This window comes from Chryseobacterium sp. (genome assembly GCF_019236175.1).
Taxonomy (GTDB): domain Bacteria; phylum Bacteroidota; class Bacteroidia; order Flavobacteriales; family Weeksellaceae; genus Chryseobacterium.
This window is the reverse complement of sequence record NZ_JAFAJM010000020.1, coordinates 82600-108741: the sequence shown is the minus strand read 5'-3', so window position 1 is coordinate 108741 and position 26142 is coordinate 82600. Positions and strand designations below refer to the sequence as shown.

General features: G+C 33.5%; 22 protein-coding genes and 1 pseudogene. 14 read left to right on the top strand and 9 right to left on the bottom strand.

All coding sequences use genetic code 11. The features are described from left to right. Positions 1-32: 32 nt before the first annotated feature. Positions 33-1430 carry a hypothetical protein gene (locus JO178_RS18865; protein ID WP_291939127.1) on the bottom strand — a complete coding sequence of 466 codons (1398 nt, stop codon included), beginning with the start codon at positions 1428-1430 and terminating at the stop codon, positions 33-35. Between the two features lie 975 nt (positions 1431-2405). Here JO178_RS18865 and JO178_RS18860 point away from each other — a divergent pair. The 5 genes from JO178_RS18860 to JO178_RS18840 all read left to right on the top strand — a co-directional run bounded on the left by JO178_RS18860 (position 2406) and on the right by JO178_RS18840 (position 7657). Next, positions 2406-3161, top strand: a complete 756-nt coding sequence (locus JO178_RS18860; protein WP_291939124.1) for an AraC family transcriptional regulator — start codon at positions 2406-2408, stop codon at positions 3159-3161. A 138-nt stretch (positions 3162-3299) separates the two neighbouring features. After that, positions 3300-4358, top strand: a complete 1059-nt coding sequence (locus JO178_RS18855) for a serine hydrolase domain-containing protein (RefSeq protein ID WP_291939121.1) — start codon at positions 3300-3302, stop codon at positions 4356-4358. A gap of 43 nt (positions 4359-4401) precedes the next feature. After that, positions 4402-5325: a serine hydrolase domain-containing protein gene (locus JO178_RS18850; RefSeq protein WP_291939118.1), complete on the top strand. Its 924-nt coding sequence runs from the start codon at positions 4402-4404 to the stop codon at positions 5323-5325. A 382-nt stretch (positions 5326-5707) separates the two neighbouring features. Beyond that, on the top strand, positions 5708-6715 hold the full coding sequence (locus JO178_RS18845; protein ID WP_291939115.1) for an OmpA family protein: 1008 nt from the start codon (positions 5708-5710) through the stop codon (positions 6713-6715). A gap of 24 nt (positions 6716-6739) precedes the next feature. Beyond that, positions 6740-7657 (top strand): hypothetical protein, encoded by a 918-nt coding sequence (locus JO178_RS18840; protein WP_291939112.1) that lies wholly within the window; start codon positions 6740-6742, stop codon positions 7655-7657. A 119-nt stretch (positions 7658-7776) separates the two neighbouring features. Here the strand turns inward: JO178_RS18840 and JO178_RS18835 are convergent, their stop codons facing one another. The 3 genes from JO178_RS18835 to JO178_RS18825 form a co-directional block, all read right to left on the bottom strand. Next, positions 7777-9216: a serine hydrolase gene (locus tag JO178_RS18835; protein WP_291939110.1), complete on the bottom strand. Its 1440-nt coding sequence runs from the start codon at positions 9214-9216 to the stop codon at positions 7777-7779. A gap of 301 nt (positions 9217-9517) precedes the next feature. Then, positions 9518-10570: a serine hydrolase domain-containing protein gene (locus JO178_RS18830; protein ID WP_291939107.1), complete on the bottom strand. Its 1053-nt coding sequence runs from the start codon at positions 10568-10570 to the stop codon at positions 9518-9520. Between the two features lie 155 nt (positions 10571-10725). Beyond that, positions 10726-11850 (bottom strand): helix-turn-helix transcriptional regulator, encoded by a 1125-nt coding sequence (locus JO178_RS18825; RefSeq protein ID WP_291939105.1) that lies wholly within the window; start codon positions 11848-11850, stop codon positions 10726-10728. A gap of 436 nt (positions 11851-12286) precedes the next feature. Here JO178_RS18825 and JO178_RS18820 point away from each other — a divergent pair, with 436 nt between their 5' ends. Continuing rightward, positions 12287-13207, top strand: a complete 921-nt coding sequence (locus tag JO178_RS18820) for a patatin-like phospholipase family protein (protein WP_291939102.1) — start codon at positions 12287-12289, stop codon at positions 13205-13207. An 84-nt stretch (positions 13208-13291) separates the two neighbouring features. Here the strand turns inward: JO178_RS18820 and JO178_RS18815 are convergent, their stop codons facing one another. Beyond that, positions 13292-14620 (bottom strand): hypothetical protein, encoded by a 1329-nt coding sequence (locus JO178_RS18815; RefSeq protein ID WP_291939099.1) that lies wholly within the window; start codon positions 14618-14620, stop codon positions 13292-13294. A 429-nt stretch (positions 14621-15049) separates the two neighbouring features. On the opposite strand from JO178_RS18815, the gene JO178_RS18810 reads away from it, so the two are divergent. The 3 genes from JO178_RS18810 (at position 15050) to JO178_RS18800 (ending at position 17392) form a co-directional block, all read left to right on the top strand. Beyond that, on the top strand, positions 15050-15652 hold the full coding sequence (locus JO178_RS18810; protein WP_291939097.1) for a hypothetical protein: 603 nt from the start codon (positions 15050-15052) through the stop codon (positions 15650-15652). Positions 15653-15660: 8 nt separating this feature from the next. Continuing rightward, entirely contained in the window at positions 15661-16464 is an 804-nt protein-coding gene (locus JO178_RS18805) for a GLPGLI family protein (protein ID WP_291939094.1), read from the top strand. Between the two features lie 358 nt (positions 16465-16822). Then, positions 16823-17392: a GNAT family N-acetyltransferase gene (locus JO178_RS18800; protein WP_291939090.1), complete on the top strand. Its 570-nt coding sequence runs from the start codon at positions 16823-16825 to the stop codon at positions 17390-17392. A gap of 213 nt (positions 17393-17605) precedes the next feature. Here the strand turns inward: JO178_RS18800 and JO178_RS18795 are convergent, their stop codons facing one another. Both JO178_RS18795 and JO178_RS18790 read right to left on the bottom strand, forming a co-directional pair. Then, on the bottom strand, positions 17606-17812 hold the full coding sequence (locus tag JO178_RS18795) for a hypothetical protein (RefSeq protein WP_291939087.1): 207 nt from the start codon (positions 17810-17812) through the stop codon (positions 17606-17608). Between the two features lie 151 nt (positions 17813-17963). After that, a complete protein-coding gene (locus JO178_RS18790; RefSeq protein ID WP_291939084.1) occupies positions 17964-18110 on the bottom strand; it encodes a hypothetical protein in 147 nt (48 codons plus the stop codon). Between the two features lie 209 nt (positions 18111-18319). Between JO178_RS18790 and JO178_RS18785 the strand changes: the two genes are divergently transcribed. Then, on the top strand, positions 18320-21373 hold the full coding sequence (locus JO178_RS18785; protein ID WP_291939081.1) for an SIR2 family protein: 3054 nt from the start codon (positions 18320-18322) through the stop codon (positions 21371-21373). 2 nt (positions 21374-21375) lie between these two features. Here the strand turns inward: JO178_RS18785 and JO178_RS18780 are convergent, their stop codons facing one another. Then, positions 21376-21669, bottom strand: a complete 294-nt coding sequence (locus JO178_RS18780; RefSeq protein ID WP_291939078.1) for a helix-turn-helix domain-containing protein — start codon at positions 21667-21669, stop codon at positions 21376-21378. Between the two features lie 485 nt (positions 21670-22154). On the opposite strand from JO178_RS18780, the gene JO178_RS18775 reads away from it, so the two are divergent. From JO178_RS18775 to JO178_RS18760, 4 genes and pseudogenes are all read left to right on the top strand, one after another. Then, positions 22155-22694, top strand: a complete 540-nt coding sequence (locus tag JO178_RS18775) for a hypothetical protein (RefSeq protein ID WP_291939075.1) — start codon at positions 22155-22157, stop codon at positions 22692-22694. A gap of 1034 nt (positions 22695-23728) precedes the next feature. Next, a complete protein-coding gene (locus JO178_RS18770; RefSeq protein WP_291939072.1) occupies positions 23729-24190 on the top strand; it encodes a GNAT family N-acetyltransferase in 462 nt (153 codons plus the stop codon). Positions 24191-24192: 2 nt separating this feature from the next. Beyond that, a pseudogene (locus JO178_RS18765) lies at positions 24193-24705 on the top strand (GNAT family N-acetyltransferase); the annotation flags it as partial. Further along, positions 24688-25164: a GNAT family N-acetyltransferase gene (locus tag JO178_RS18760; protein WP_365867227.1), complete on the top strand. Its 477-nt coding sequence runs from the start codon at positions 24688-24690 to the stop codon at positions 25162-25164. The pseudogene JO178_RS18765 and the gene JO178_RS18760, both read left to right, overlap by 18 nt. On the opposite strand, the gene JO178_RS18755 is transcribed toward JO178_RS18760, so the two are convergent. After that, positions 25156-26013 (bottom strand): LysR family transcriptional regulator, encoded by an 858-nt coding sequence (locus tag JO178_RS18755; RefSeq protein WP_291939068.1) that lies wholly within the window; start codon positions 26011-26013, stop codon positions 25156-25158. The genes JO178_RS18760 and JO178_RS18755 overlap by 9 nt on opposite strands. Positions 26014-26142: the final 129 nt, after the last annotated feature.

Below are 26142 nucleotides of genomic sequence, written 5' to 3'. Positions count from 1 at the left end.
AACTTTTACCTGTTGTGTTTTAGTTTAAACGATTATTCTAATCGAACGACATTGATGGTGAAAGAAGCTACAATATTCGTTGAATTTGGGGTGGATCCAAAAGTAAGTGCCTGAAACGAAAGAACCTGTCCTGCATTCATCTTTAGCACGGTTGAATTAGAACATGTAACAAAGCTTGCAGCTCCGTTTACCTCCGGTAGAGTCACTTTAGTACTGGTAAATGACTGTTGGATTCCATTTAAACTGATTTGGGAATATCCCATATATCCGTCACCATCGTCTTCGGTTGCAGCTCTTTGGGGATAATTAATCATAAAATCAACCTTATATAATCCTGTAGCATTTGCAGTAAAAGTATTTCCTGACATTTCATTCAGATTATCAAAAGTTTTTGCAGAAGTGGCTGTATTGGTAAAGGTATTATTTAATGTTATGATCACTGTGCCGGTACCTCTAGCAGCACTTATGTTGGATGAATTGCGTAATTGTACAACTCCTGTACTATTTACAGATAAGCTTCCTACAGTACCTGAAGCACCTTGCAGCCCTTCCAGTCTTATAGGGTTTGTAGCATTGATGTGAAGTCTGTTTGTTGCTGAGGATGTTCCTATACCTACATTTCCGGTTATCGGGTTGATTCTCATTCTTTCAATCAAGCCTCCTCCGGTAGAGTTTCCAATATAGAAATCTTCTTCCGAACCATTGATTAATAATGATCCTGTACGAACGGATCCTACGACCCAGTTGGCTCCTCCTGAAGATGGTCCGCTATTGGTAAAACCAAGTAATGAATAATTTCCGGTAGCTAAAGCAGAAGTATTTCTTAAAGCTACAATTCCGTATTGATTGGCTCCGGCTGTAGCATCAATCAAATTATACCGGTTCGAGGTTGGTACGGTAGAGACGACATGAAATCTTGTTTCAGGAGAAGCCGTTCCGAGCCCGACTCTGTGATTGGCTGCATCTACCGACAGACTGGTCCCGTCAACAGAAAAACCGTTGACAGAAGTTGAAGTAAATGCTAAAGTATTGGCATCTTGTGTTACCACCCGATTTCCCGTAAGGCTTCCATCCGAATTGTAAATATTGGTTGAAATAGCCACCCATTGTAGCCCCGTGAAATAATGATATCCGGTATTATGAATACTGCCTACCTGCGCTATGCTTGGCGTAATTCCGGTTGGTGCAATAATATCAGTGATGTAAACAATGGCGCCAATCTGATCGCTTCCGTAAGTTCCGGTATCTTTGGCGGCTAATTGCTGTTTAGAAACTCTGGGGGGTAGAAGACCGTCCTTCATATTAGGATCTGTACTTCCTGCAATGTCTAATGTTGCTTGTGGGGTGTCTGTATTGATCCCTATCTGTGCATATGTGGTTGCTGCTGTTACACATAAAGTGATCAGAGAATAAAGTAGTTTAATTTTCATGTTTTCTGGGTATTGAATTTTTAGTTTTTTGATGTAGAGAGGTTTAATATATTTCATTATGCTGTGATAATAAGATAGTTAGACGTCGTCATTCATGTGACAAATTTATTTTAATTTTTATGTTTATGATTACGTATAAATACTGTATTTTATGTACAATTAATTCTAAGTTAAATCAATGCTCTTTGAATTACGGAAATGTTTTGCATGCAAAATACCCATTGAAATGAACAGTGAAATTCTTTTAGAAAGGTTAAGATTCTGCCCAAAGAATAGAGGACCGGGAATATATGTGTGGTGTGTGGTTTCTGATTGGTTTTCAGGAGTGTACATAGACAAAAACCAGAAACTTTGATTGGCGATAGAGTTTGTTTTTCTTTGAATGCTTATTATTGAATTTCTATTGAAATTAATAAAGACTCTTTGTATTTAGAGGCTGTATTTTATATTAAAAAAATGAAACAGCATCAATCTAATTTTTATATTTGCACATATTGGATTCTAATTCTGGAAATACTAATAGAACTTTAATAAAATCTTTAAATAAAAATAACCATAAGCAAATAAGAATAAAGGATGGATAATATTAATTTGTTAATTATTGTGACTATTATTTCTTTATTCATTTCAGTGTTCCTTGCATTCTTTATGATTACAGTTAAAACAAATTACAAAATAAGTAATTTTCTGTTTGCTGCTTTTCTGATATTAAATGCGATAGACATTAGCGAGCCTTTGTTTAATATGATAGCTGATGGCCCATCAAACCTTGGAATGTTTAGGAGCTCTTTCGCTTTCCTGCAAACTCCGGTTTTTTATCTCTATATAATCTCAGTCTGTTACTCTGATTTTAAGTTTAAGCCGAAATATTTACTGCATCTGCTTCCGTTTTTAGTGGCCAACTTCATTTTACTGCCGCGTTTTTATACCGTAGATACAGTCTCGAAAATAAATTTTATTCAGAATCGTCAGAATATGATAGAGTTCCAGTTCAATCATATTTTAATACATATCCAGATCGTATTTTATATTATAGCGGTTTTTAGAGTGTTAAGAAAATCAAAGAAGCTTTATCTTGAAAACTATGCTGGGAAAAATATCAGTTCCTACAACTGGCTATTTCAATTTACTATTGTATTGACTGCTATATACATGGTGGTTCTTTTAAAAAACGTCTTTAAGTTTTCCGATTATCCCTATATTTCCGAATGGCTAAAGATTAGTCTTTTAGTGTCTTCTCTTTTTATTTTTTGTTGGTACCTTTTCAAAGCATTAAATAATCCGGAGCTTTTTAGAAATATTGATTCAAAATTAAAGCTTGTTTCTGAGATTATTTCAGAAGAAAAAAACAGTGAACCACCAACAACAGATGAAAGAGAATATCATGAAGAGCTTTTGAAATTAAAACAGTATATGGAGAAGGAAAAACCTTTTCTTAATTCTTCACTCACCATTCAGGATATCTCCAATGAGATCGGAATTCCGGTTCGTAATCTGTCTCTTTTAATCAATCATCAGATTGGACAGCATTTTTATGATTTTGTGAACACCTATCGGATTGAGAATGCTATGGATATTTTAAAAGATAGGACCAAGACTAAAGTAACGATCCTTGAAATCTTGTACGAAGTTGGTTTTAATTCAAAATCTTCCTTTAATACTGCTTTTAAAAAACATACAGGGAATACCCCGACTCAATATCGTAAATATCTGAATAATAGTCATTTGTAATTATTCGTACTCTTTTTTGTAAAGATTTGTACTTATTTTTTTCTGCAAATGCGGTTGAATACTTTTATTCGGTCGCATAGTTTTTTCTTCTCCCACATCTTTGTATCGAAATAATTTTTAACACAAAAAAACGATACAATGAAAACTTCATCAAAATTCTTAGCAATCGCATTATTGGTAAGCAGCTTCTCTTTTGGACAAAACGTTTCCCAAAAAATTGATTCTATCATAAGCGATAATTATAAAAAAAATCCTGAAATAGGAATTAGTGTTGGCTTTGTCAATAACAATGAAGAGTATTATACGGCCTATGGTAATTTGAATGCAGAAAGTCAAACAAAAATTGATGAAAACTCTGTATTCGAAATTGCCTCCATCACTAAAATCCTGACTTCAAACTTAATTGCTCAGGCTGTTTTAGATCATAAATTAAAGCTGGATGATTATATAGACGGATTCCTTCCTAAAGAATATGTATTGCAACAGAATCTTAGAAATAAAATTAAAATTTCAGATCTGGCATCCCATCAATCCGGTTTACCTGATATAGATTTTGCCCAACTGATAGAAATGAACCCACAGCAGCCGGTAAGCAACGTAACCCAAAGTACATTAACCTCATTGGTGAATACCTGCACTGAGTTAAAAGATTATGGTAAATACAGATATTCTACGATTGGATATACGCTACTGGGACAGATACTAGAAAAGGTATATGATAAGAGTTATGATGAAATTATCAGAGCTAAAATGATTAGACCATTACACATGAAAGGTACATTAACTAAGGACTTTAATGTAAAAAATATAACAACTGGCCACAATCCAAATGGAGGAATTCAGGAGTTTTTCAAATGGAATATTACTGCACCAGCCGGACTGGTAAAATCTAATACATCCGATATGGTTACTTTTTTAAAAGCAGTTCTCAATAAAGAAACAACAGTAGGAAAGGCATCAATCATCGCTGAAAGAATAGTGTATAAAGATGAGAAAAGAGAAATGGGCCTAGGGTTGAATGTTGTGACGGATGATAAAAATACCATTTATGTGAAATCAGGAGATTCTATGGGGCAGTCTTCGATTATTGGCTACAACAGGAATAAAAAATGGGGGATTATCATACTTCTTGACCAGAGAAACTCAAAAATAAGACAGGATCTGTTGAATAAAATTTATGATACGGTTTTGAAATAGATAAAAAGACTCCTTAGCTATTGCAAACAATTTTATACCTTATATGAAAAATTCAAAATTAATATTCCTTTTAGGAATGAGCTTACTCTCTTTTAAAGGTTTTTCCCAGACCAAAACGATGAAGAAAGAGCTCGGTTTAACAAAGAATCAGAACGATCTTTCCCATAAGTTATCAAAATATATGAATGCCCAGAAAGACGTGAATGGATTTAGCGGTACCGTTCTGATTGTTAAAAAAGACAGGGTGTTGTTGCGGCAGGCTTATGGTTTGGCAGACTACGAATGGAATATTAAAAACACAGTAGACACCAAATTTCAGTTGGCATCAGTAACAAAGCAATTTACAGCAGCTGCAATTCTTCAGTTAGTAGAAAGAGGAAAATTATCCCTTGATGATAAGTTAAGTACATTTCTTCCAGATTATCCCCATGCTGAAAATGTTACCATTCATATGTTATTATCACATTCTTCCGGACTTTCCTTAGGATTTAAAGATTTGGCTTTAAGTACCATATCTGCTGATTCTGCCTATAATGAAATAAAAAAAATACCTTACGAATTTTCGCCAGGTACTAAAAGTGAATATAGCAATATTGGTTATTATCTATTAGGTAAGATTATTGAAAAAGTATCTGGTGAAAAATATGCGGTTTTTTTGAAAAAAAATATATTTGAAAAAGTAGGAATGAAGAATACTGGAATTAGTAATAATGATTCTATAATTCTAAAAAAAGCGAAAGTTTATCATCATACGGAAAATGGATTAGCTCATAATCCATATATCAATTGGGAGGTTAATATTGGCCATGATGGTGTTTATTCTGATGAAGCGGTATGCCTATCCATTCGCTTCGGTGAATCAACAAAGTTGATGCTAAGCTTTGCTCACTTACCATCAACGGTTTCAAAAATAAAAGCTTTGCGTCAGAACATCATCCAGGAACACACTTGGAATTTTTTTGATTAAAAGATTAAACGCAACAAAGTTCATGAGTAATTCCGTCTTATTGTAAGGAGGCAAAGTGATGCGACTTTGTCGCTAATGAAGCGGTATGCTTATACGCACGCTTCAACGAATCAACAAAGTTGATTCTGTTCTTTGCTCTCTTACCATCAACGGTTTCAAAAATGAAATCTTTGCGTCAAAAAAATCATCCGCACATTATCTTTTTAATCACTAAAATCCTTAAATATAGGTACTTTCCCATTCGTATTTTATTTGTAAGTTAGTGCCGCAAAAAAATAGTACAGAAAATAGACCGGACGATTTTGATGAAGAAGGATTCGTGTTATTCTATTCCTTGCTGTTTTTAAAAAAAATTATACACCAAAAACCTAAATTTATTAATATGAAGAAGACCCTGATTATTCTGTCCATAGGCGCTTTGCTTGTTGCCTGTAACAAAAAAGCTGAACAAAAAACAGATCCTGCGAAAGATCCTGTCGCCATAGGAAATACTACTGCTACAGAAAAATCTTCGGGAGGAGCCAACAGTTTTGATATCAATTCCATACCGGTTTCTACCGCTGAGGTGGGTGATCTTCCTTTTTTCAGTTTTCCCAAAGGGCTGGAATCCCAAAACAAACCGGTACAAAGAAGCTATGATATGTTGTTTTTTCCACTTAACAGCGTAATGACCCCGATAGAAGGTAAAGTATGGAAAACCTATGTTGTCAACGAGAAAAGCAATACAGAAGAATGGTCATTGCCGTATTTTCTGAAAAGCTATGATGATGCGATTACAAAAGTAGGCGGTGTAAAAATATTTGACGGTAAAGTTTCTCAGCAGGAGCTTGACAGAATAAAAGATGACGCCAAATACTTTGGCGAGGAAGGTTCTATAGACTATTGGAATGAACCTGTAAAAGTCTATGTCATCAGAAGAACCAATGGCGATGATATTTATATTCAGCTGTATGGAAATACGTCTACCGGAGGAATACAAATTCTACAGAAAGCTCCGTTTAAGCAAACGATTTCCATCCTAAAATCTGATGAAATTAAAAAAGAATTGGATGCAAAAGGTAAGGCCGTATTGCATATTAATTTTGATACCGACAAAGCGAGCTTACAACCCGATGGCAAAACAGCCGTAGATGAAATCACAAAAGTTCTGAAAAACGACAGCAATCTAAAATTGGCTATTAACGGATATACCGATAACAGCGGAAATGATGTCCATAATCTCCAACTGTCAAAAGACCGTGCTACCGCAGTATTGAATGCGATAACTACTTCAGGTATCGATAAAGCAAGACTTTCAGCAGAGGGCTTCGGCAGCAAAAATCCTATTGCAGATAATAATTCTGAACAAGGCAAGGCGCAAAACCGTAGAGTAGAGCTGGTGAAAAAATAATGTAAACTCGTAATAAACTATTTAATGATGAAAATCAGATATTTTACTCTGTTATTGGGAATGTTTTGTGCTCATCTTTTTGGACAGACATCTGAAAAAATAACTTTTAAAGATACAGAGAACCATTATTTGAAATTAGTTCCGAAGGCTAAAGCTGAAGGAATACTTGTTATTTTACCCGGTGGAGGTGAAAATGGCGAAAAAGTAATGAATCAGATTAATCTGGATGATCTGGCATTGGAAAAGAATCTTATCATATTACTCCCAACCTGGGAAGACGGGGATTTTGGATTTCATACAGAGCAGAAGTTTTTAGACAGAATGGTAAAAGATACGGTGGAAAAGCATAACGTTTCTAAAGATAAAATATCAATTGGAGGACTTTCCGGCGGAGGTATGCTGGCTGTTACCTATGCTGAAAGAGCAATCAGGGACAAAAACACCTATTTTATCCCCAATTCTGTATTCGCTCTTGATGCACCGTTAGATTACGAGAATATGTATTACAGGTTGCAGAGAGAGATAGAAAGAAATTATTCTGATGTTGGAACTAATGAAGCTAAATATCTAACTGCTGAAATGGTTGATGCCATTGGTACACCGGATAAAAACAGAGCCAATTACCTAAGAGAATCTATGTTTTCTTATCGTGAAAAAGATGGTGGCAATGCAAAATATCTTCTGAATATCCCTATTCTGATTTATACAGAACCGGGGATTATATGGCAGATGGAAAACAGAGGCAGGGATATTTACGACCTTAATGTGGCAGATATTACGGCTATGATTAATCTATTGCGACTAAAAGGTCACAAAAACGCTGATCTTGTTATCACCAATGATCGTGGAATTCGTCCGGACGGGACAAGACATCCCCATTCCTGGAGTATCATGGATTCTAAAGAATGTTTACACTGGATATTAAAACATATGAAGGCATAAGGATTAGATATTCTTTTGCTTAGAAAATCCCAACGAAAGCTGGGATTTTTTATTGCTGTTGTTTAAAGCCGGAAGACTTCAGACGGAAAGTGATTCCTATTACTTTCAATGAATGTGCTTTATTTTTTGATAAGATTATTGATTTTGAGAAGCATTTCTTTGGCATTTTCATTTTTGGGATTTAGCTCCAGAGATTTTTCATAATTTTCTTTTGATAATTCAAATTGCTTATTATTAAAATACCCTTCTGCTAAACTATCAAATGCATTGAATGATGTAGGGTTTTCCTTTACATTGAGTTCAAATACTTTGATTGACTCATTTAAACGATCACTATTCATTAAAGTATAGGCAATGTTTAGCAATGCATCTTCAAAATTTAATATAGGATTTTTACTTTTTAATGCATGGTAGGTTTGTATTGCTTTTGTATAATCATTTTTGAAGAAAGCATTTGTTATTTCTTCTTCGGCCCATGCCTTTTTATCGATCAGTTTCTCATCAATAATTCCTGCGATATGGTCAATCACTTTTTCTTCAATATGAAAATATTTGTATCCATTAGAAAGAAATATAATGGTTAAATCTTCATCTGTAAATTTTCTGAATGCAGTCATGTAACCACCGCTAAACCCTAAAGAATGAATGTTATTTGTTGAGTATTCGCTCCAGCCATAAAGAAACTTGTCTTTTTTATTTGCAAACTCAAAGGGCTGCCACATTAAGTTTTTTGTTTCCTGATTTAAAAGTTTGTTGGTATCCAGTCTTTCATTCCAGTTTATAAATTCCTGGAGGGTGAGATTTAATCCACTTCCTGAATTGTGAATTTTCCCATGATCAGCATTAAACCTTTCGTATCTTTTCTTTTTAAAATCAAACACATAATGATTGACTCTTCCCGGGATAAATGCTGATGAATTGGCTGAAAAAACCACTCCTTTTTTTACATTTGGAAACTGATTCTGCAACACAAAATCTTCAAATGAAGAACCTGTTATTTTTTCAATAATTTTTGTGAGTAGACAATAATTGGTTTGATTGTAACTGTAATGATCGCCCGTCTTAAACTCTATGGGTTTTTTGTACAATCTGATCCATTTTTCGTTTTCATCTAAAGAATAGGGAATATCTTCAAATTTTACAATATCCGGCAACCCGGAAGAATGGGTTACCAGATTTTTGATTTTTACATCCTGCCACTCTTTAGGCAAATCAAATAAATACTTAGAAATTTTGTCTTCCAGGGAAATTTTATTTTTTTCGATAAGCTGAAAAATAGCAACCGCAGTAATTAATTTGGTGGTAGAATATAATCTGAAAATACTATTTTGATCTACCATTGTATTTTTTTCGAGAGAACCTTTCCCATAATATCGCTGATAGATAATCTTTCCATTTTTAATAACGGCGACTGAAGCTCCGGGAATTTCATTAATTTCAATTGTTTCTTTTAGGTAATGATTTATTTTCTTTTGAAGGTCATTTCGGAATTCTTTTTTGTTTTGTGCAAACATATTGAGTGATAAAAAAAATAGGATAAGCAGTATCGTTTTTTTCATATATAAAGAATTGATTCTATGGTTATTTTATGGTGCTAATTTAATATTAAAAACAACTGAAAAAATGATATTATTACATGGGAGTATAAAATCTTAGAATGTGTTCTGCTTTATTTTTTTATTGAGTTTCAATTTTTAAAAATGTTTCTCATCGTATTTTCCTCTGTTGCGCGAAATCTCCCGACTTTGAACTCATGAAAATAAGATTATTTTCTTTAAAATTATTCCAGAGCTGGAAGACTTCGGAGAGTGGGAATTATTCATAAACTTTATGTTTTCCCCAAAAATGCTGTGATTGGTTTTATTCCTGGTTTTCATTGATGGAGTCATACAGGTTATCCACCAATTTTTCTAAGATTTCTCCCGTTTCATTAAAGCTGGTGTTTGTCAATATGGATATTCCCATATTCTTTTTAGGATAAATCACAAACCAATTCTGCATCCCATATATCCCGCCGTGATGTCTGTAGATTAATTGATGATCATTTTCTATAATATACCAATGATAACCTTCCCAAAAATCAGAACCTTCTTTATACAGTTTTTGATGAGATTCTTTGACAATAGGATTTGACGGGTCAAGCTGCAATTTCATGTACTTCACCAGATCCGTAGTCGTAGAATGTAAGCCTGAAATTCCACCCCATAATGTTCTGTTGAAATTGGGCATTAACTCGTTTTTATCATTATAACCTTTCACCAATCTTGTTTTGTCATCTTTACTGAGGGTAAACTTCGTCTGGTTCATTTTATTGGGTTTCAAAATAAATTCAGAGACTAGTTCCTCATAAGGTTTTTGATACACTTTTTCAAGGATGTAAGCTGTCAACTCTGGAGCTGTGTTTGAATAGAAATATTTTTCTCCAGGTTTCGTTTCGATTTTGATGAGTTTTAATCCTTCCAAAAAAGCCTTTTTATTTTCACTTCTTATCGGGAAATTAGGAAAGCCGCTTGTATGGGTGATGAGGTGTTTGATTTTGATAGGTTCACCTTTATATTCTAAATTAGGATAAGACCCATTAAGATAGATTCTGATATCATCCTCTACATTGAGTTTTTGATCAAGAACGGCTTTTGCGGCTATATATCCTGTAAAGGTTTTCGTTACAGAAGCTAATTCATAAAGAGTAGAATCGTTGGGTTTGTTTCCTTTTCCAATTGTTAGCTCTCCAAAATGTTTTATGGTAGATTTTCCGTCTTTAAGCACGGCAACAGAAACAGAATGAAATCTTTTGTCCTCTAATAGCTGAAGTGCATTTTTTGTAATCGCATTTTCAATCTTTTGTTGATGGATGGGATGAGTACTTTTACAACCAAGTAGGGCAAAAAACAAAATAAGGGTTACATATTTCATGGTCAGAATTTTAATTTGAGATTGATAATCTGATGCAAATATCCTGTAAGGAATCCTTAAAAGAGTCCATGTAAAAAAGTCGGACTCATTTTATTGATTAAAATGAGTCCGACTATCTGCAATTCAATGTCCGATTATTGGCAATTTATTAATTATCAATTGTTTCTGAATTCTGTTGGAGTTTGATTCGTATATTTTTTAAATGAGGTGTGAAAAGAAGATTTTGAATTGAAACCTACTTCATATAAAATTTCTAACACGGTATATTTTTTTTTCGTGGGATCTTTCAGAAGGGTCATTGCTTTTTTTATGCGGTATTCATTCACAAAGTCAAAAAAGTGCTGATTGATGTGCTGATTAATGAGGACAGACAACTCGCGAACAGGAATGTTCACCTGATCTGCCAATTCCTGAATCGTTAATGAAGGTTCTAAAAAAGGTTCTTTTTCAACCATGAATTTTTTAAGCTGTTCGATCTGAAGGCTTTTGGCATCATCCGTTTTATTTTCAGTTTCCAGCGTTTCAGCAAAATCTTTTGTCGGCTGTAGGGTAGAATCAATTCTTCGGAAAAGTTCAGGATGATTTAAAGCCTTTAAAATAAACCAGCACGCGGACAATAAAGACACTGTTCCTGCAATAATATTCAGCCAGATAAACAGATCTCTATGCTGTGTGTATCTTACGATGTTCTTAAAAATAATACATACATGAATGACTAAGAAAATCATGGTAAGCTGAGACAGCCATTTGTATAATAAAGTGTTTGGATTGGTATAGTTTTCAAGATAAATCTCTTTATATTTTTTTAGGATAAGAAATACAGCAATGATATAAAAGAAATATTGCAGTTCCCCGATTCCCTGATAAAAAAACATTTCCGGAGAGTTCCACATTGTTGTAAAGAAATCTTCTTTAGCAGTACCTTCTGCAAGATAAAGCCTTGGTACTAAAATTAAATTGGCAGCAATAAAGGGAATAAGATGCAGTAAATGTTTTCTTTTTAAAGTGAAATCCGAATAGCAAACTGCATTTACGTACAGATAGAAAAGAGGCATTACCAATAAGTAGGCAGATATCTTGAAAGCTTTCAGATTATAACTCTCTACAAAAAGATGCATAAAAAGTCCGCTGATGTCAATGGCATTTATGATAAGGAAAGCCGCAAATAATCTGTTTTCAAGTTTTCTTTCTGTTTTTACTGTTAACAAAAATACTGCAAGCAATAACGATACAAAAGCAGTAATCGCAGCAATAACTTCCAGAAAACTTAATTTATCCATGTAATCTTTTTGTAAAAATAAGATATAAGGAATAAAGAAATAGGATTGTTAATAATCATTTTTCAAATATTGTAGATTATTATTTTTTCATCTATAATCCCTCAAATTTTATGAATCATTTATATTTTCTACCCATTTCTATCTGCTTATCCAGAAATCACCTGCCCGTTATTTTATCCATTTTTGTGGTTCTATAGATATTATGATGAATTATCCGCTGCGCTAAGTCTTCTGACTTTGAGCCGGTAAATAAGATGATTCCCGTTATACTTGTTCCATAGTCAGGAGACTTCGGAGTGGGGATTTATTTTCCATACATGGAACAGTCAGGTGAACGTATGCTTTGCTGTGTTCAGTCTTGTATTGGGTTGAATGTATTATGACTCACATATTTGATTTATTGTTACATTAGTACCACGTTAATTTTTAAACAATTATGAAAGCATTGGTCATTTCAGGAGGAGGGAGCAAAGGGGCTTTTGCAGGCGGGGTAGCGGAACATCTTATAGAACATAATAAAAACGACTATGAACTCTTTGTAGGAACTTCAACCGGAAGTCTTCTGATTCCTTTTCTGGCTCTTGGAGATATCCAAAGAATTAAAAAGTTGTATACCACCATCGAGCAGTCCGATATTTTTACGGTTTGTCCGTTTAAAATAACGAAGAAGAACGGTGAAGTAAAAGTAGGGATCAACCATCTGGGGATTATCAGACAGTTTATAAAAAGACAAAAGACATTAGGAGATAGTACCAATCTCAGAAATCTTATCCGTAATAGCTTTACCAAGCAGGATTTTGAAAAAATAAAAGAACTGAAAAAAGAAATTGTAGTCACGGTAGCCAACCTGACAACGCAGCAAATAGAGTATAAGTCTTCTAATGAACACCGTTATGAGGATTTCTGTGACTGGATCTGGGCTTCGTCCAATATGGTTCCTTTGATGAGCTTATGTCAAAAGAACGGAAATGAATATGCTGACGGAGGCTTTGGAAACCTTATCCCTTTACAGCACGCCCTGGAAAAAGGAGCATCATCCATAGATACCATTGTATTGCGGCTGGAAAAAACGTCATACAATAATCCACCTCTTCAGAATGTATTGGATGTTTTTGCCCGTACCACAGATTTTATGCTGAATCAGATTGCCAGTGACGATCTTATTATTTCACAGTTGGAAGCGGCAACCACCAATGTACACATCAATTTCTTTTTTATCAACAGGATACTTACCACCCATTCATTTATATTTGATAAAGAGGAGATGACGAAATGGTGGCAGGAAGGACTGGAGCTTTTCCAAACCACCGAATGCAAAAGTCTATTGTTAAAAGCAAAGCCTGCAGACCTTATTTAAATGAATGATAAGGAAAGTTACAAATGCTGGTTGCTATGATGAACAAAGATGTTGGAAGCCGAAGAGCTGCATACAAATTGACACCTATTGATCCGAAGTTTTTATCTGATTCGGAAAATCATGAGTGGCATAACGAACCTTGAGGTCAGGCAGCATTAAAACAGGTGGTTTTTTACCGGACATGATTAATACCTGATCGATAGGACGGGCGTCTGCCGGTGAATCTGCAACGAAAGCCTGAATGAGTCTTATACCTGATTCCGGCAGGAGGTTCTGAGGAACGGAAATGGAATGTCTGCTCATCTTTACTAGCCATTCTGGGCGTCCATTGATAAGTTTAACCGGCGGATGAACGACCTGTAAATCTACAGCTCCGGATAAAAGGCCCGTAGTTAAAGGTTTACCCTGATTCAATAAAATGACTGATGTTTTCGGAGCCTTTAATGAGGCAATTTTGTATAGGTCAACGTCAGGTCTGTTCATTGGGATAGGGGATAGTCCGGCCTGATCAATTGTCAGAGGGTCTATGCCGGTTTTAGCTTTAAGAATAGCGGCCATTTTCAGATAAGGTTTTTCTTCGTTGAGAATAGGTCCTTCAGCGGCGTGGCGCTCGCCGACATACATAAGAATTTTGGCTTCCGGAAAAGACTGCAGAGCACGGCGAATAAGATTGTCTGCCTGTTTCTCTTCGCGCTCCTGAGCCGTATATCCGCGGCCGGCTGTCTCGTAAGATACCGGATGATAACCCATTGCCAGCGATTGTCTTACGAAATCAGCGAAAATGGGATCATCAAAATAATAACCACTATAGAAATCACCTGCGCCTCTCACGACTCCATCTGCCGACAGCTGATCCATTTTGCGGCGTTCTTCCTGATCATCTGCATACGGTCTCAAAGCTTCCATAGCAAGAATGGTATAGCCAAGTGGTTGTAAAGCTTGAGCCACTTCAAGTCCGAAAGCACGCCCACGAGGATCCAGGTGATTCTCATTCAGAATAACGATACGGGTATGATGGGCACGCTTTACTATTTCATCGATGGCATTAGCCCCTTTAGATAAACGCAGGTTCGCAATCTGTTCTTTGGGTACGTGGAAGTCCGAACTTTTAGCCTTATTGAATGTGGGTATTCCGGTCATTGCAGACATCACCTGTGCCCATTGATCCACCACATCGGGATCATCAAGCTGATCCACACTTTCTACATGCAATCTTTTGAGCATCCCGAATGAAGCATCCAGATACAACCCATGTGAAACATCATCAATAGATTTCTTATAAGCCACTAAAAGCGTATCGTTATCTATTTTCTTTATCGGAAGAACAGCGGTTGATTGTGCCGGGATTAGGGTAAAAGCAGATGTAGTAAGGATCATCAATAAGCTAAAGCGAAACGGTATTGCAATTTTCACAGGGATAATCATTTTTTAATGATACAAGTATAGTCAAAAAAACGATTAAGTTGAGTGTTTGTTATATTATATATAGATTACAGATTGACAGGAGTTCTATGCTTCGCAAAATATTACAGGTTTGGGGGAGTCAATAAGATTGTTTACTTTAAACGTATTTCAGGTCAAAAGGCTTCGGCAGCAAAAATCCGATAGCAGATAATAGTTCTGAACAAGGGAAGGCGCAAAATCGTAGAGTAGAGCTGGTATCTATCAAATATATGATACTTTTTTATAAGATACTCTTTACTTTATGGGTTCTAAATAGAGATAAAATTAACCCATGTAAAGATTGTGAATTAAGATATGTCTGTACTGCAAGCTTTATCCCAGAATATATCCCGGAAAGAGAAGGATATTTCGTAAATTGTAATTACAATATTCACACCAATGAATGGATTGATTAAACATATAAGTATATTATCTTTATTCTGCTTAACGGGTTGTCAACATTATTATTTTTTGAAAGAGCAAAGAGTAGAATCTGACAAGCAGTCATGCTGGAAGTTTAAACTATACTTTGATCAAGGCAAAAATCAATTAGATTTTTATACTTATGGGGATTATGTATATAACAAAGTGAAAAAACAGTATATATATTTCACTTCTTCAGAAATGAAAAGATTACTATATCATAGTATTCCTAAAAATTATACAGAGCAGTTTTTATTTATGTATACTTATCAGCCTACATTTTCAAATATTTTAGCCTTTTATTATAAAGGAGTTTCTATTGAAGAAGTGAAAAAAAGATATTCTGAAATACCACATAAAGAAGACCTAAACCAAGTCCTTGCTCGTTACCCTTTCGAAAAATTTCAGGTTTTTGATTTATTCAAAAAAGTAGATGGCGGAGTGATCAGGTTTGTAGCAATAAATAATCCTAACTATCCCAAAGATCCCGGCTATAAAATGTTTAACAAAGAAATTAATGATATGTTCTTTGAAAATAATAATTTATTATGGGATGGATATGTAGAACCTCTTAATTAAAAAGTTTTATGAAAAAAAACATTTTAACTTTCCTTTTTATTTTATCCTGCTTTACCGCTTTTCATGGACAGACATTTAGAATTTATTATCAGATGACGTACAAAATAGATTCAACAAAAAATGAATCAGTAAATAAAAAGATGCTATTAGATGTCAAAGATGAAATTTCGAAGTTTTACTCTTACGATTTGTATCATATAGATTCGTTAGCTCTTCGTAATGTAGATGTTCGAACAAAAGCTACGGATTTTGATTTTTTGATAACAAAAAACAAAAAAGAAAATAAAATAGATAAATATTATATAATTGGATTGGACAGGTACTCTCTGAAAGAAGACTGGCCTAAATTAAATTGGAAAATTACAGAAGAAACAAAAAATATTGATAATGTAAACTGCCAGAAAGCTACTTTACATTATAAGGGGAGAGACTGGACAGCTTGGTTTGCTAAAGAAATTCCTTTTCAGGAAGGACCTTATGTTTTTAACTCTTTGCCGGGTCTTATAGTAGACATGAGAGATTCAGGAGATAATTATATTTTTACAATGACGGAACTTAAAAAAGATAATGGAGAAGTTAATATGGACAACGATTTCATTCCGGTTACTCAAAAACAATTAAACAAACTTTATTTGGATTATTATAATGATCCTTATAAGGAACTCAAAGCAGGAAAAGCAGTAATGAAGGTTGTAGATGAGTCAGGAAGACTAGTAACCCCTAACTTTAAGCAACTTACTGAATTCAAACAAAAGTTTATAAAAAATAATAATAACCCTATTGAGCTGTCAGATGCAGTAAAATATCCATAGGATATGCTTTATACCATGGGTAAAGTTTCATTTTATATTATCTTTGAAATTCTTAAAATTGAATACGAATTAAAGGAAGAATCTACAATACAAATAGGCGAAACCGATGTATGTCCAATTATCTAAAATCCGAGTTTTCTAGCGGGCTCTCCCTGTTCTGCCGGAAATTGAACCGGATAAAAGTTTTATCCGATTCCCATAACCTTAGAATCCTTAAAGGGAAAAAATTAAGTGATCTAAAATCAATTTTTGCAGGATCTGTGGCTATGGAAGCTGATGCTGATATGCTATAGACTACTACTATTATTACGAACAATGGAGGTTCCCCTTGTGATACAGAGCTATTATTCCACTAAATATGATTAACGCCAATAACACACACGAGAAAATTATAGTCGAAATTTTGACTGAAAGCTTTGAAAACATTATGATTGATAATTCAATCAATTTTATTGTAGGAAAAGGGAAAAATAGGAAGAATAAACTAAGAGGACTTTTCAAATATCAGTTCAGAATGGCCATGATGTTTGGAAAAGTATTTATAAATGAGGAAATGAATTCAGTAATACTATACATTCATCGCAAGAATTTTAGTATAAAAAGATTGTTTTTAGAAATCCAGTTAGCAATAAATGTAATAGGAATTACGAATATTTTAAAAGTTTTAAAAAGAGAAGAGGTATTAAAAATGAACCATAGCAGTTCCGATTATATTCACCTATGGTTGATGGGGACAAGACCCTCACAACAAGGAAAAGGTACAGGAACTGTATTATTGAGAGAAACTTTAGAATATTATAAAGGAAAAACAATCATACTAGAAACTACTGCCCATGAAAATGTAGTTTTTTACCGAAAATCCGGATTCCAGGTTTTTGAAGAGAATCATGTTCTTAATTATCCACTTTATTTTATGAGACATGTTTAAAACACAAATTTATCCCAGTACTTTCATTTACATACTCATATTTACAATATTGTTCTTTGTAGGATTGGTTAAGTTATTATTTGTATGGAAAACAACGAAGGACAATATACATTAAGATGTGTTTTTGGATGGTTAAATAATATAAGATATCCTTTACTTAAAAATCCCAACAAAAGCTGGGATTTTTTTTGTTTTTGATTTCTGTTGAGCAGGTTATTCTTTTTTGTTAATTTTTTTTCTAAGCCAATTCTTTATATTTTTAAAAAACTCTAGATGAATATTTTCTAGTCTATATTTATATTCATCTAATTCCTTTAATAGTTCAAATAATTTTTCAATATAATCATTGTTATTAATGACCTTTTCCTCATAGAGCTTTTCATTTTCTTGTATAGCTTTTTCAATTTCTTTAAGTGTCATAAATGTATAGGATAATTTTTTGACTTTTTGTTACTTGATTTCAGTATTTCTCTCATAGCTACATAAAATTATTGCTAAACTTACTGTTCCCGGCAATCAAAAAATCCCAGCAGTGCTGAGACTTTAAGAGACATTTGTAATAATTCTAAGATTATTTTGAATCTCCAGGTTTGTGTTTGTGAGGTTTTAATTCCGGGTGTTTTGGTCTTTCTTCTGGTGTAACTCTTCGTCTTCTGTCTGGAGTTCCGTCAGGTTTGTTAGGCTTTGGGCCAGGCTTAATTGCTTTAATTGTTTCCATTATAAATTTATTTAACACACTAAATTTAAAGTAAGTTAAATCTCTTGCATTACGGAAAACCGTATTATTTAAAACTTGATCCTTCTGCTTGCTCGAAAGTCAGGTAAATTGGGGTTACAGTACATTTGAAATTGGTTATTAACAGTATTATTATTCATTTCAATTCACTACATTAGTTTCATCAAATCTTTTTTTAAAAACTAATAATAATGCAAAGTAAATTTCAGAATGATGTATCCTTAATTAAAGAGGCAATAAACAATGATCAATTAGTAGTATTTGCAGGAGCAGGAGTTTCTAAAGATTCAGGGATTCCCTTATGGGGTGAGCTTATTGACGAAGTGAAAAAATACCTTAATGAAAGCACTTATGAGACTGATGCATTAAAAATTGCTCAGATGTTATACAATGAAAAGGGAGAGAAAGAATACAATGAAATCTTAAAAAAACTTATATATAAGGGCTTTCAAAGATATAATGAACTACATGAAGCAATATTTGACTTAAAACCTCAACATATAATAACGACAAACTATGATAATTGTTTCGAGGAAGTAATTAAATTAAAAGGTTTGCCTTATTCAATAGTCTCAAAAGATATTGATTTACCATATGCAAAGTTTAAAAATTTACTAATTAAATATCATGGAGATTTTGAAAATCATAATATAGTTTTCAAGGAAGATGATTATTTAAACTTTAGTAAGAAACATACTTTAAAAGAAATATTTATAAAATCCTTATTTAGCAATAAGATTATTTTGTTTATTGGATACAGAGTTGGGGACGTAAACCTTAAAATATTAATAAAAGACATTCAATATATTTTAAAGAAACATCATCAACGTGCTTATTTATTAAATCATAATGAAGAGATTTCTGAATCTGAAATTAACTATTATGAAAATCTTGGTGTCAATATAATAAAGTTTGATAAAGAATTAATAACTGGAAAGGATATAAATGATTTGTTGCCTACCGGAAAAAAAGTTTATTCTTTAATAAAATATATATCTACTGAGTTTAATATCAACTTATATAGAAATTCACTTACAAATATAAACACTGATAAAATATTAATTAATGAGCTTTATAAGTCAATAAAAAAATTTTATTACTTCCGGCGTCTACCTAAATACATTATTTCAAATTTATATCCTATAAATAAAAATGCAAATTGGGAATCAAATAGAAATTATAATGGACAGTATTTAATTACAGAAAATAAACAATTGTATGAGTTTTTTGAAAAGTATGAAGGATATCAAGATGCTGGATATGATAAAGAAACATTAGATAACATAAACTTTTGCCTTACGCGATTAGTGTATTCAGGGTTTAATTATTTAGTGTTAAATGAAAATAGGACAAAAAAAGTTTCTAAAAATATTGATTTGATTTCTAAATTGAATTTAAATGATTCTTGTGATTGTATTAATTGTTCGCTTGATGCTTATGACTTTTCTACTGCAATCAATAAGATGAATAAATACGAAATAACAAATCAAACAACCTTATGGGAGGATTTAGTATATAGTTATAGCCATTATAGAATATGTGATTATTACAAATCTTATAATTCATTTAAGCAAATTGAGGTTAAAGCAAATCAATTAAAAGTAATGGAAGTTAGCTTTTTAGCTAAATACAATATGAAGATGTTAGGGCGTCAAATAATGAATAGCTTTTTTGGTGATGGATATGAGTTTAAAGAATTACAAGATATTTTTGAAGAAGCAGGAAATATTGACTTAGAAGAAGAATTGACAAGAGTTAAATATTTTGTTGATGAAGATGTTTATTTCTTTCTTAAAGAAATAAAAAATGGAATTTTTATACAAAAACAATGTAATGCTATCGATCAGGAATTTGCTAATATTCCAGAGAACTTAAGAAGAATTGAAAATGGTGGTTTTAGAAGTGATAGCAGTGTAAATAATCTTTATAATACTACAGCTACTTTGTATGGCTTTTTAAATGATAACTTTATCTTAGGAAATAGTTTTTCTTTAATAGAATATTCATTCAAAAAATCGTTAAATACTTTTATTTTAGCTTACTATATGGGAACACTAGATCTAAATGAGGATCAAAAAATATTTGGTTTATCTCATTTAGAACATTTTGATTCTTTATTGTTCAGGCTTTTAATTGAAAAGGCAGAATGGAAAGAAATTCACAAACTGATCCAAGAAAGAAAATTAACAAATATAAAGATCGGTGAAGAAAATATAGATTATGTTTTCAATTGGATTCTAAATTTTTTAAAATCTCCAGTCGATCAAGAAAACGACTTTTCAAAAGAGTTAACTAGAAATAATATTTTCCATTCTTATACACTTAAAAATAATAATTTTAGAAAGAGACAAAGGAAAATGTTCAACAATATTTGTTTGGTAATCGCAAATTTTAATTTTAATTCTGAACAGCTTACTGAACTTTTTAAACATATAAATAATTTTATTAGATATCAAGATGTGAATTATTTATTGGACGAAAGTAATATTAAATATGTGGTTAAAAACAAATATAAATTAGTTGATAGTGAGATTTTAATTGAATTGTTAAATATTCTAACTGAAAATAATATTTTTAACGATGAATATCTTATGATTAATGATGCGCTTAAACAAAAGGATAAACGATATCTTAATGAAAGCTTTAATATAGATTTGTTTGAATTTGATGATCGAGAATCAACATTTGATCAATTCTATCTTTACTTAAATAAACAAACAAGAATAAAATTCAAAGAAAAATTAAAAATATTTTTAGAGAATAATGATTATGTTGAGTTTTATTTCTCTGCTTTACGAGAGAAAATATTAATAGATAACAAAACAAAAGAAATATATAAAAACAAAATCAAAGAATATCTTGGATTGAATAATCAAAATTATTCTTTTAAAAAGAATGGAATTGACTTTTATATAGCTCAATATTACTTTCTTATAGAAAAAGGTATTATGCCAAAAGCTGATATTGATGAAAAAAGTATTGTAGAAGAGAGATATAAATTTTTAAATTCACCTCAAATATTTGATATTGAAAAGTTAAATATTAATTGGTTAAAAATGTTTAATTGGGATGTTTTCTTACTTAAATATGCTATGTGTGATGCAATTTTTAATAAACTAGAGTCTTGCTTAACTGAAAATTTTGATAAAGAACTTTCTGAAATATATTTTAAAATGCTTAAACATAGAAATTCTATAAAAGTATTAAAGGTGGAAAGTGATATAGATTTGATAGAAACTAGTTAAAATTAATTGATTTTCTTCCTTTTAGGAATAGCCTTCAGAATATTATTTTCTTTCATATATGCTTCGAAATCAAACTTGATTGAGAAAAGTATTGAAGGCTCTAGTCCGGCAGCTAGTAATATTCTTACTAGAGTAGATAATTTAGGTATATTTTCCTTATTTATTAATCTATAAATTTGTTTTCTATCAACATTAGCAGCGGCAGCTAAATCTGCAATATCAATTCCCTTCTCATCAATAAATGCTTTCAGATAGTTTGCTATTGCAATAAAATATTTATCTTCAATATATTCCATTAAATAAAAGTGACATATTTGTCAAAATTTTCATTGACAAATATGTCACAGTTTCAAAAAAAATATTACATTTGTACAATAAGCTACAATAAAGTAGCTTTGCGATACTTCAAAGAATAATAGAAGCTATTGCTTAGAATCTCAAACTGAAAACTGGTAATTTTTAACACACGAGATGATAAGCAGGAAGCTCACGACCTAGGCGTGGGCTCTCTTATCTGTGTGCAAGGTATACCAGTACCTCAGTTTAGATATTGTAGAGTCCCATGCCGTTTTTATTTCATGCAGTTCTGCTTTCTACAATCATTTTTTTCTAAGCCGCTTCACCACATAAAGTATCATGATACGATACAATGGAGTGTACAATCCATTGCGGCTTCAGGGCTTTCACGGGAACACAGATTTTATTTCTATTCATTATTTACCATACAACTCAGCGTACATCGGTAGGCTGGTGGTTTCATACATTCTAAAAATACAATCTCATGAAAAAAATAAAAACACATTTCGATACCCGCTTTCGGGCAAACAATAAGCACTCTGGGCTACAGCTGATGGAAACTTTCTTCCATTTCAATGAGCTGGATGATTCCAAAGAAATGCTCAGCAGCTTAGTGAACTATGCTGTAAAGAGAAATAGCTGGATCCATGAAGATCCGGCAGTGATCTTCCGGTTTCATCAATCGATGAGGTCGTTAATCCGGGCAGGATATCTCCTCATGCTAAAGGAAAGAAAATGGATTGTAGATACCCAACCGGAGAAGATTTCCCCGTGGGTTCTTGGCTTGCTTTCGGAGAAGGAATACCGGAATCCGCTGCTGGTTTTCAAAAAAGCATTCAGAGCATACAACATCAGGGAGTTTGATTATTTTATGTCCGGAATCGTTTATTTCTCCATGGGTGTTTATGAACATCTACCGGAAAGGAATATTGTGATGCCCTACATTCATACGGTTAAAATGCTGGATGCTGCGCACCTTATCATTCAAAGAAGGAGAGAAAAGAAAACGGCTGACACTCATTGAGGATAAGAGGGTTTGTATACATTATTGATTCAGATAATTAATGTACTGATGAGGTGTTTTTCAGACGCAAAGCTTTCATTTTTGAAACTGCTGATTTGTAAGAGAGCAAAGAACAGAATCAACTTTGTTGATTCGTTGAAGCGTGTGGATAAGCATACCGCTTCATCAGCGACAAAGTCGCCTCACTTTGCCTCCTTACAATAAGACCGAATTACTCATATACTTTGCGTTTAATCTTTTCATCAAAAGATAATTCCAAGCATGATTTATGATAATGCCCTGATAACGTTTTGTTTAACGCGAAGTTTTCATTTTTGAAACTGTTGATGGTAAGAGAGCAAAGAACAGAATCAACTTTGTTGATTCGTTGAAGCGTGCGGATAAGCATACCGCTTCATCAGCGACAAAGTCGCCTCACGTTGCCTCCTTAGAATAAGGCGGAATTACTCATACACTTTGCGTTTAATCTTTTCATCAAAAAATAATCCCAAGCATGATCTGTAATTATAATGATGTGCTGATGATATTTTTTCTGACGCAAAGCTTTCTTTTTTGAAACTGTTGATGGTAAGAGAGCAAAGAACAGAATCAACTTTGTTGATTCGTTGAAGCGTGCGGATAAGCATACCGCTTCATCAGCGGCGAAGTCGCCTCACTTTGCCTCCTTACAATAAGGCGGAATTACTCATATACTTTGCGTTTAATCTTTTCATCAAAAAATAATCCCAAGCATGATCTGTAATTATAATGATGTGTGATGATATTTTTTCTGACGCAAAGCTTTCATTTTTGAAACTGCTGATTTGTAAGGGAGCAAAGAACAGAATCAACTTTGTTGATTCGTTGAAGCGTGCGTATAAGCATACCGCTTCATCAGCGACAAAGTCGCCTCACGTTGCCTCCCTATAATAAAAAGGAATTATTCATGAGCTTTGCGTTCAATTTTTTAATGCAAAAATCAGATCAAATAATCAAAAAATAGCATTTTTCCGCATTAATCTACGCGCTAATTTTGCAGCAATAAATGGATTGAGTTGAGTACAGATATTATCATAAGAAAAGCAATAGAATCCGACAGTGAAAAAGTCTGGGTTTTGATGGAGCAGCTGGCGGTTTTCGAAAATTACATCGACAGTTTTGAAATTACCCCTGAGATTGTAAAAGAATCCGGATTTAGAAAAAGTCCACCCGATTTTTATTGTTTAATTGCTGAAAATGAAGGCAAAATTGCAGGAATACTGGTGTATTATTTTCTTCCCTACACGGCACAAAATAAACCTGCAATCTATATGAAAGAGCTTTATGTGGATGAACGTTTCCGCGGTCGGAAAATTGGCGAACAGCTTATGAATGCTTTGAAAGCCGAAGCTCAAAGAAACAATTGCTCACAGATAAAATGGACGGTTGCACCCTGGAACGACGCCGGACAAAAATTCTACAAACGCCTTGGGGCAAAAGAAAATAAAGATTGGTTAAACTACGAATGGAAAGTATAGAAATGGAAATCAGTATCACAAAAATTAAAGACAACGAGATAGCAGCATTACAGGAGATCGGTAAAAAAACATTCTCTGAGACATTCTCCGAAAATAATACGGAAGAAAGTATGGCGCAATATCTGGAAACAAGTTTTGCAACAGAAAAGCTTCAGGGTGAACTCAAAGACAGCAACTCCGAATTCTACTTTGCCAGACTGGATGATAAAGTCATTGGGTATTTAAAACTCAATACCGGCTCATCCCAAACTGAAATGAAAGGGGACAATGCCCTTGAAATTGAAAGAATATATGTTTCTAAAGAATTTCACGGAAAGAAAGTAGGGCAGGCTCTTTATGAGAAAGCGATGGCCATTGCCGGAGAAAAAAAGGTAGATTACTTGTGGCTGGGCGTCTGGGAAAACAATTTGCGGGCTATTGGCTTTTACAGGAAAAACGGATTTAAAGAATTTGATCAACATATTTTTATGCTCGGAAACGAAGAACAGACCGATATTATGATGAAACTGGATTTAAAAAGCAACACAATGAAAATTGAATTTTTTATAAAATCATTCGAAGAACTGTCCACAATCGAACTCTACAACATCTTAAAATTAAGAAGCGAAATATTTATTATAGAACAAAACTGTGTGTATCAGGACATTGATGATAAAGATATACAATGCCATCACCTGATGTGTTTCGTGGATGGAAATCTGGCGGGATATACCCGAATTGTTCCGCCTGGTCTGACGTACGAAGACGCTTCTGTTGGCCGTGTTGTGATTGGTACAGCGTATAGAGGACTGGGATTAGGAAAACAGATGATGGAACATTCCATCAAAGGCTGTCAGGATATTCTTAAAGAATCCAGAATTAGAATCAGTGCCCAGTTTTACCTGTTGAAATTCTACAATTCATTGGGCTTCAGTGAAGTAGGAGAACCTTATGAAGAAGACGGAATTCCGCACATAGAAATGGTTTTACACTAATTCCAGAATATTTTTAAGAATCGGATTAGGGTCGTCTTTTCGCCATTGGATGTACAAATCGGTAAGAAAGGGTAGCGGTATAAAGCGGATTCCGGTATTTTGATGAAGATGATAAGAATGCGGCAGAATTGAAATACCCAATCCGTTTTTTATCAGCGAAATAATGGTTGATCCAAACTCACAGCGAATATAAGAACCGGGATTGATTTTATAAAAATCGAGAACTTCCTGAACCAGCAGATTGTAGCTGCTGCCGTCATCGCCCGTTGTCAGAAGAAATTTTTGCTCCTTCAGGGTTTCTTCGGTAATATCTGCGAGGGTTTTAAAATGATGATTTTCGGGAAGAACGAAAGACAGATTTTCCCGGCATAATTTCTTTTCATTAATTGCCGAATAGGTATTGATATCCCGCGAAAATGCCAGATCTATCTTGTAATTTTTAAGATAATCTTCCTGAATTTCATTCGTGAGCTGGAACAATTCCAGATTAAGACGGGGAAAAGCTGCCGAAACCTTTTTCACAAAATCGGGCAAAACCGAAGAGGAGATAGAATCGGGATGTGCAATTCTTATGGTTCCGGATTCACCTAAATGTATTTGCCGGGCCAGCTGATGAAAAGACTCCATCTGGCTGAGTTCTTCACCCCATTTTTCTTGCAAAAATTTTCCTGCAGGTGTCAGTTTCACATTTCGCTTATCACGATAAAACAACTGAACTCCCAGTTCATTCTCTAAAGACTGAATGTGCCGGCTCAAAGCAGATTGCGTAATATTCATTTTCGCAGACGTATTCCAGAAATGAAGTTCTTTTGCCAGAGCCAGAAAATATTTGAGCTGTTGTAGATCCATTAATGCAAATTAATCATTAGTGAAGCAAATTTAATAAGTAAATTGAATTAAAAACCAGCTGATTGAAAATTATACGAATACAAAAAATAGCGCCACTTTATAAAAAAGGGCGCTATTGGGATATTGTAA

Coding starts and splice junctions, on each gene's coding strand:
- JO178_RS18865 (WP_291939127.1), bottom strand. CDS start 1,430: ATGAAAATTAAACTACTTTATTCTCTGATCACTTTATGTGTAACAGCA.
- JO178_RS18860 (WP_291939124.1), top strand. CDS start 2,406: ATGATAGAGTTCCAGTTCAATCATATTTTAATACATATCCAGATCGTA.
- JO178_RS18855 (WP_291939121.1), top strand. CDS start 3,300: ATGAAAACTTCATCAAAATTCTTAGCAATCGCATTATTGGTAAGCAGC.
- JO178_RS18850 (WP_291939118.1), top strand. CDS start 4,402: ATGAAAAATTCAAAATTAATATTCCTTTTAGGAATGAGCTTACTCTCT.
- JO178_RS18845 (WP_291939115.1), top strand. CDS start 5,708: ATGAAGAAGACCCTGATTATTCTGTCCATAGGCGCTTTGCTTGTTGCC.
- JO178_RS18840 (WP_291939112.1), top strand. CDS start 6,740: ATGATGAAAATCAGATATTTTACTCTGTTATTGGGAATGTTTTGTGCT.
- JO178_RS18835 (WP_291939110.1), bottom strand. CDS start 9,216: ATGAAAAAAACGATACTGCTTATCCTATTTTTTTTATCACTCAATATG.
- JO178_RS18830 (WP_291939107.1), bottom strand. CDS start 10,570: ATGAAATATGTAACCCTTATTTTGTTTTTTGCCCTACTTGGTTGTAAA.
- JO178_RS18825 (WP_291939105.1), bottom strand. CDS start 11,850: ATGGATAAATTAAGTTTTCTGGAAGTTATTGCTGCGATTACTGCTTTT.
- JO178_RS18820 (WP_291939102.1), top strand. CDS start 12,287: ATGAAAGCATTGGTCATTTCAGGAGGAGGGAGCAAAGGGGCTTTTGCA.
- JO178_RS18810 (WP_291939097.1), top strand. CDS start 15,050: ATGAATGGATTGATTAAACATATAAGTATATTATCTTTATTCTGCTTA.
- JO178_RS18805 (WP_291939094.1), top strand. CDS start 15,661: ATGAAAAAAAACATTTTAACTTTCCTTTTTATTTTATCCTGCTTTACC.
- JO178_RS18800 (WP_291939090.1), top strand. CDS start 16,823: ATGATTAACGCCAATAACACACACGAGAAAATTATAGTCGAAATTTTG.
- JO178_RS18795 (WP_291939087.1), bottom strand. CDS start 17,812: ATGACACTTAAAGAAATTGAAAAAGCTATACAAGAAAATGAAAAGCTC.
- JO178_RS18790 (WP_291939084.1), bottom strand. CDS start 18,110: ATGGAAACAATTAAAGCAATTAAGCCTGGCCCAAAGCCTAACAAACCT.
- JO178_RS18785 (WP_291939081.1), top strand. CDS start 18,320: ATGCAAAGTAAATTTCAGAATGATGTATCCTTAATTAAAGAGGCAATA.
- JO178_RS18780 (WP_291939078.1), bottom strand. CDS start 21,669: ATGGAATATATTGAAGATAAATATTTTATTGCAATAGCAAACTATCTG.
- JO178_RS18775 (WP_291939075.1), top strand. CDS start 22,155: ATGAAAAAAATAAAAACACATTTCGATACCCGCTTTCGGGCAAACAAT.
- JO178_RS18760 (WP_365867227.1), top strand. CDS start 24,688: ATGATGAAACTGGATTTAAAAAGCAACACAATGAAAATTGAATTTTTT.
- JO178_RS18755 (WP_291939068.1), bottom strand. CDS start 26,013: ATGGATCTACAACAGCTCAAATATTTTCTGGCTCTGGCAAAAGAACTT.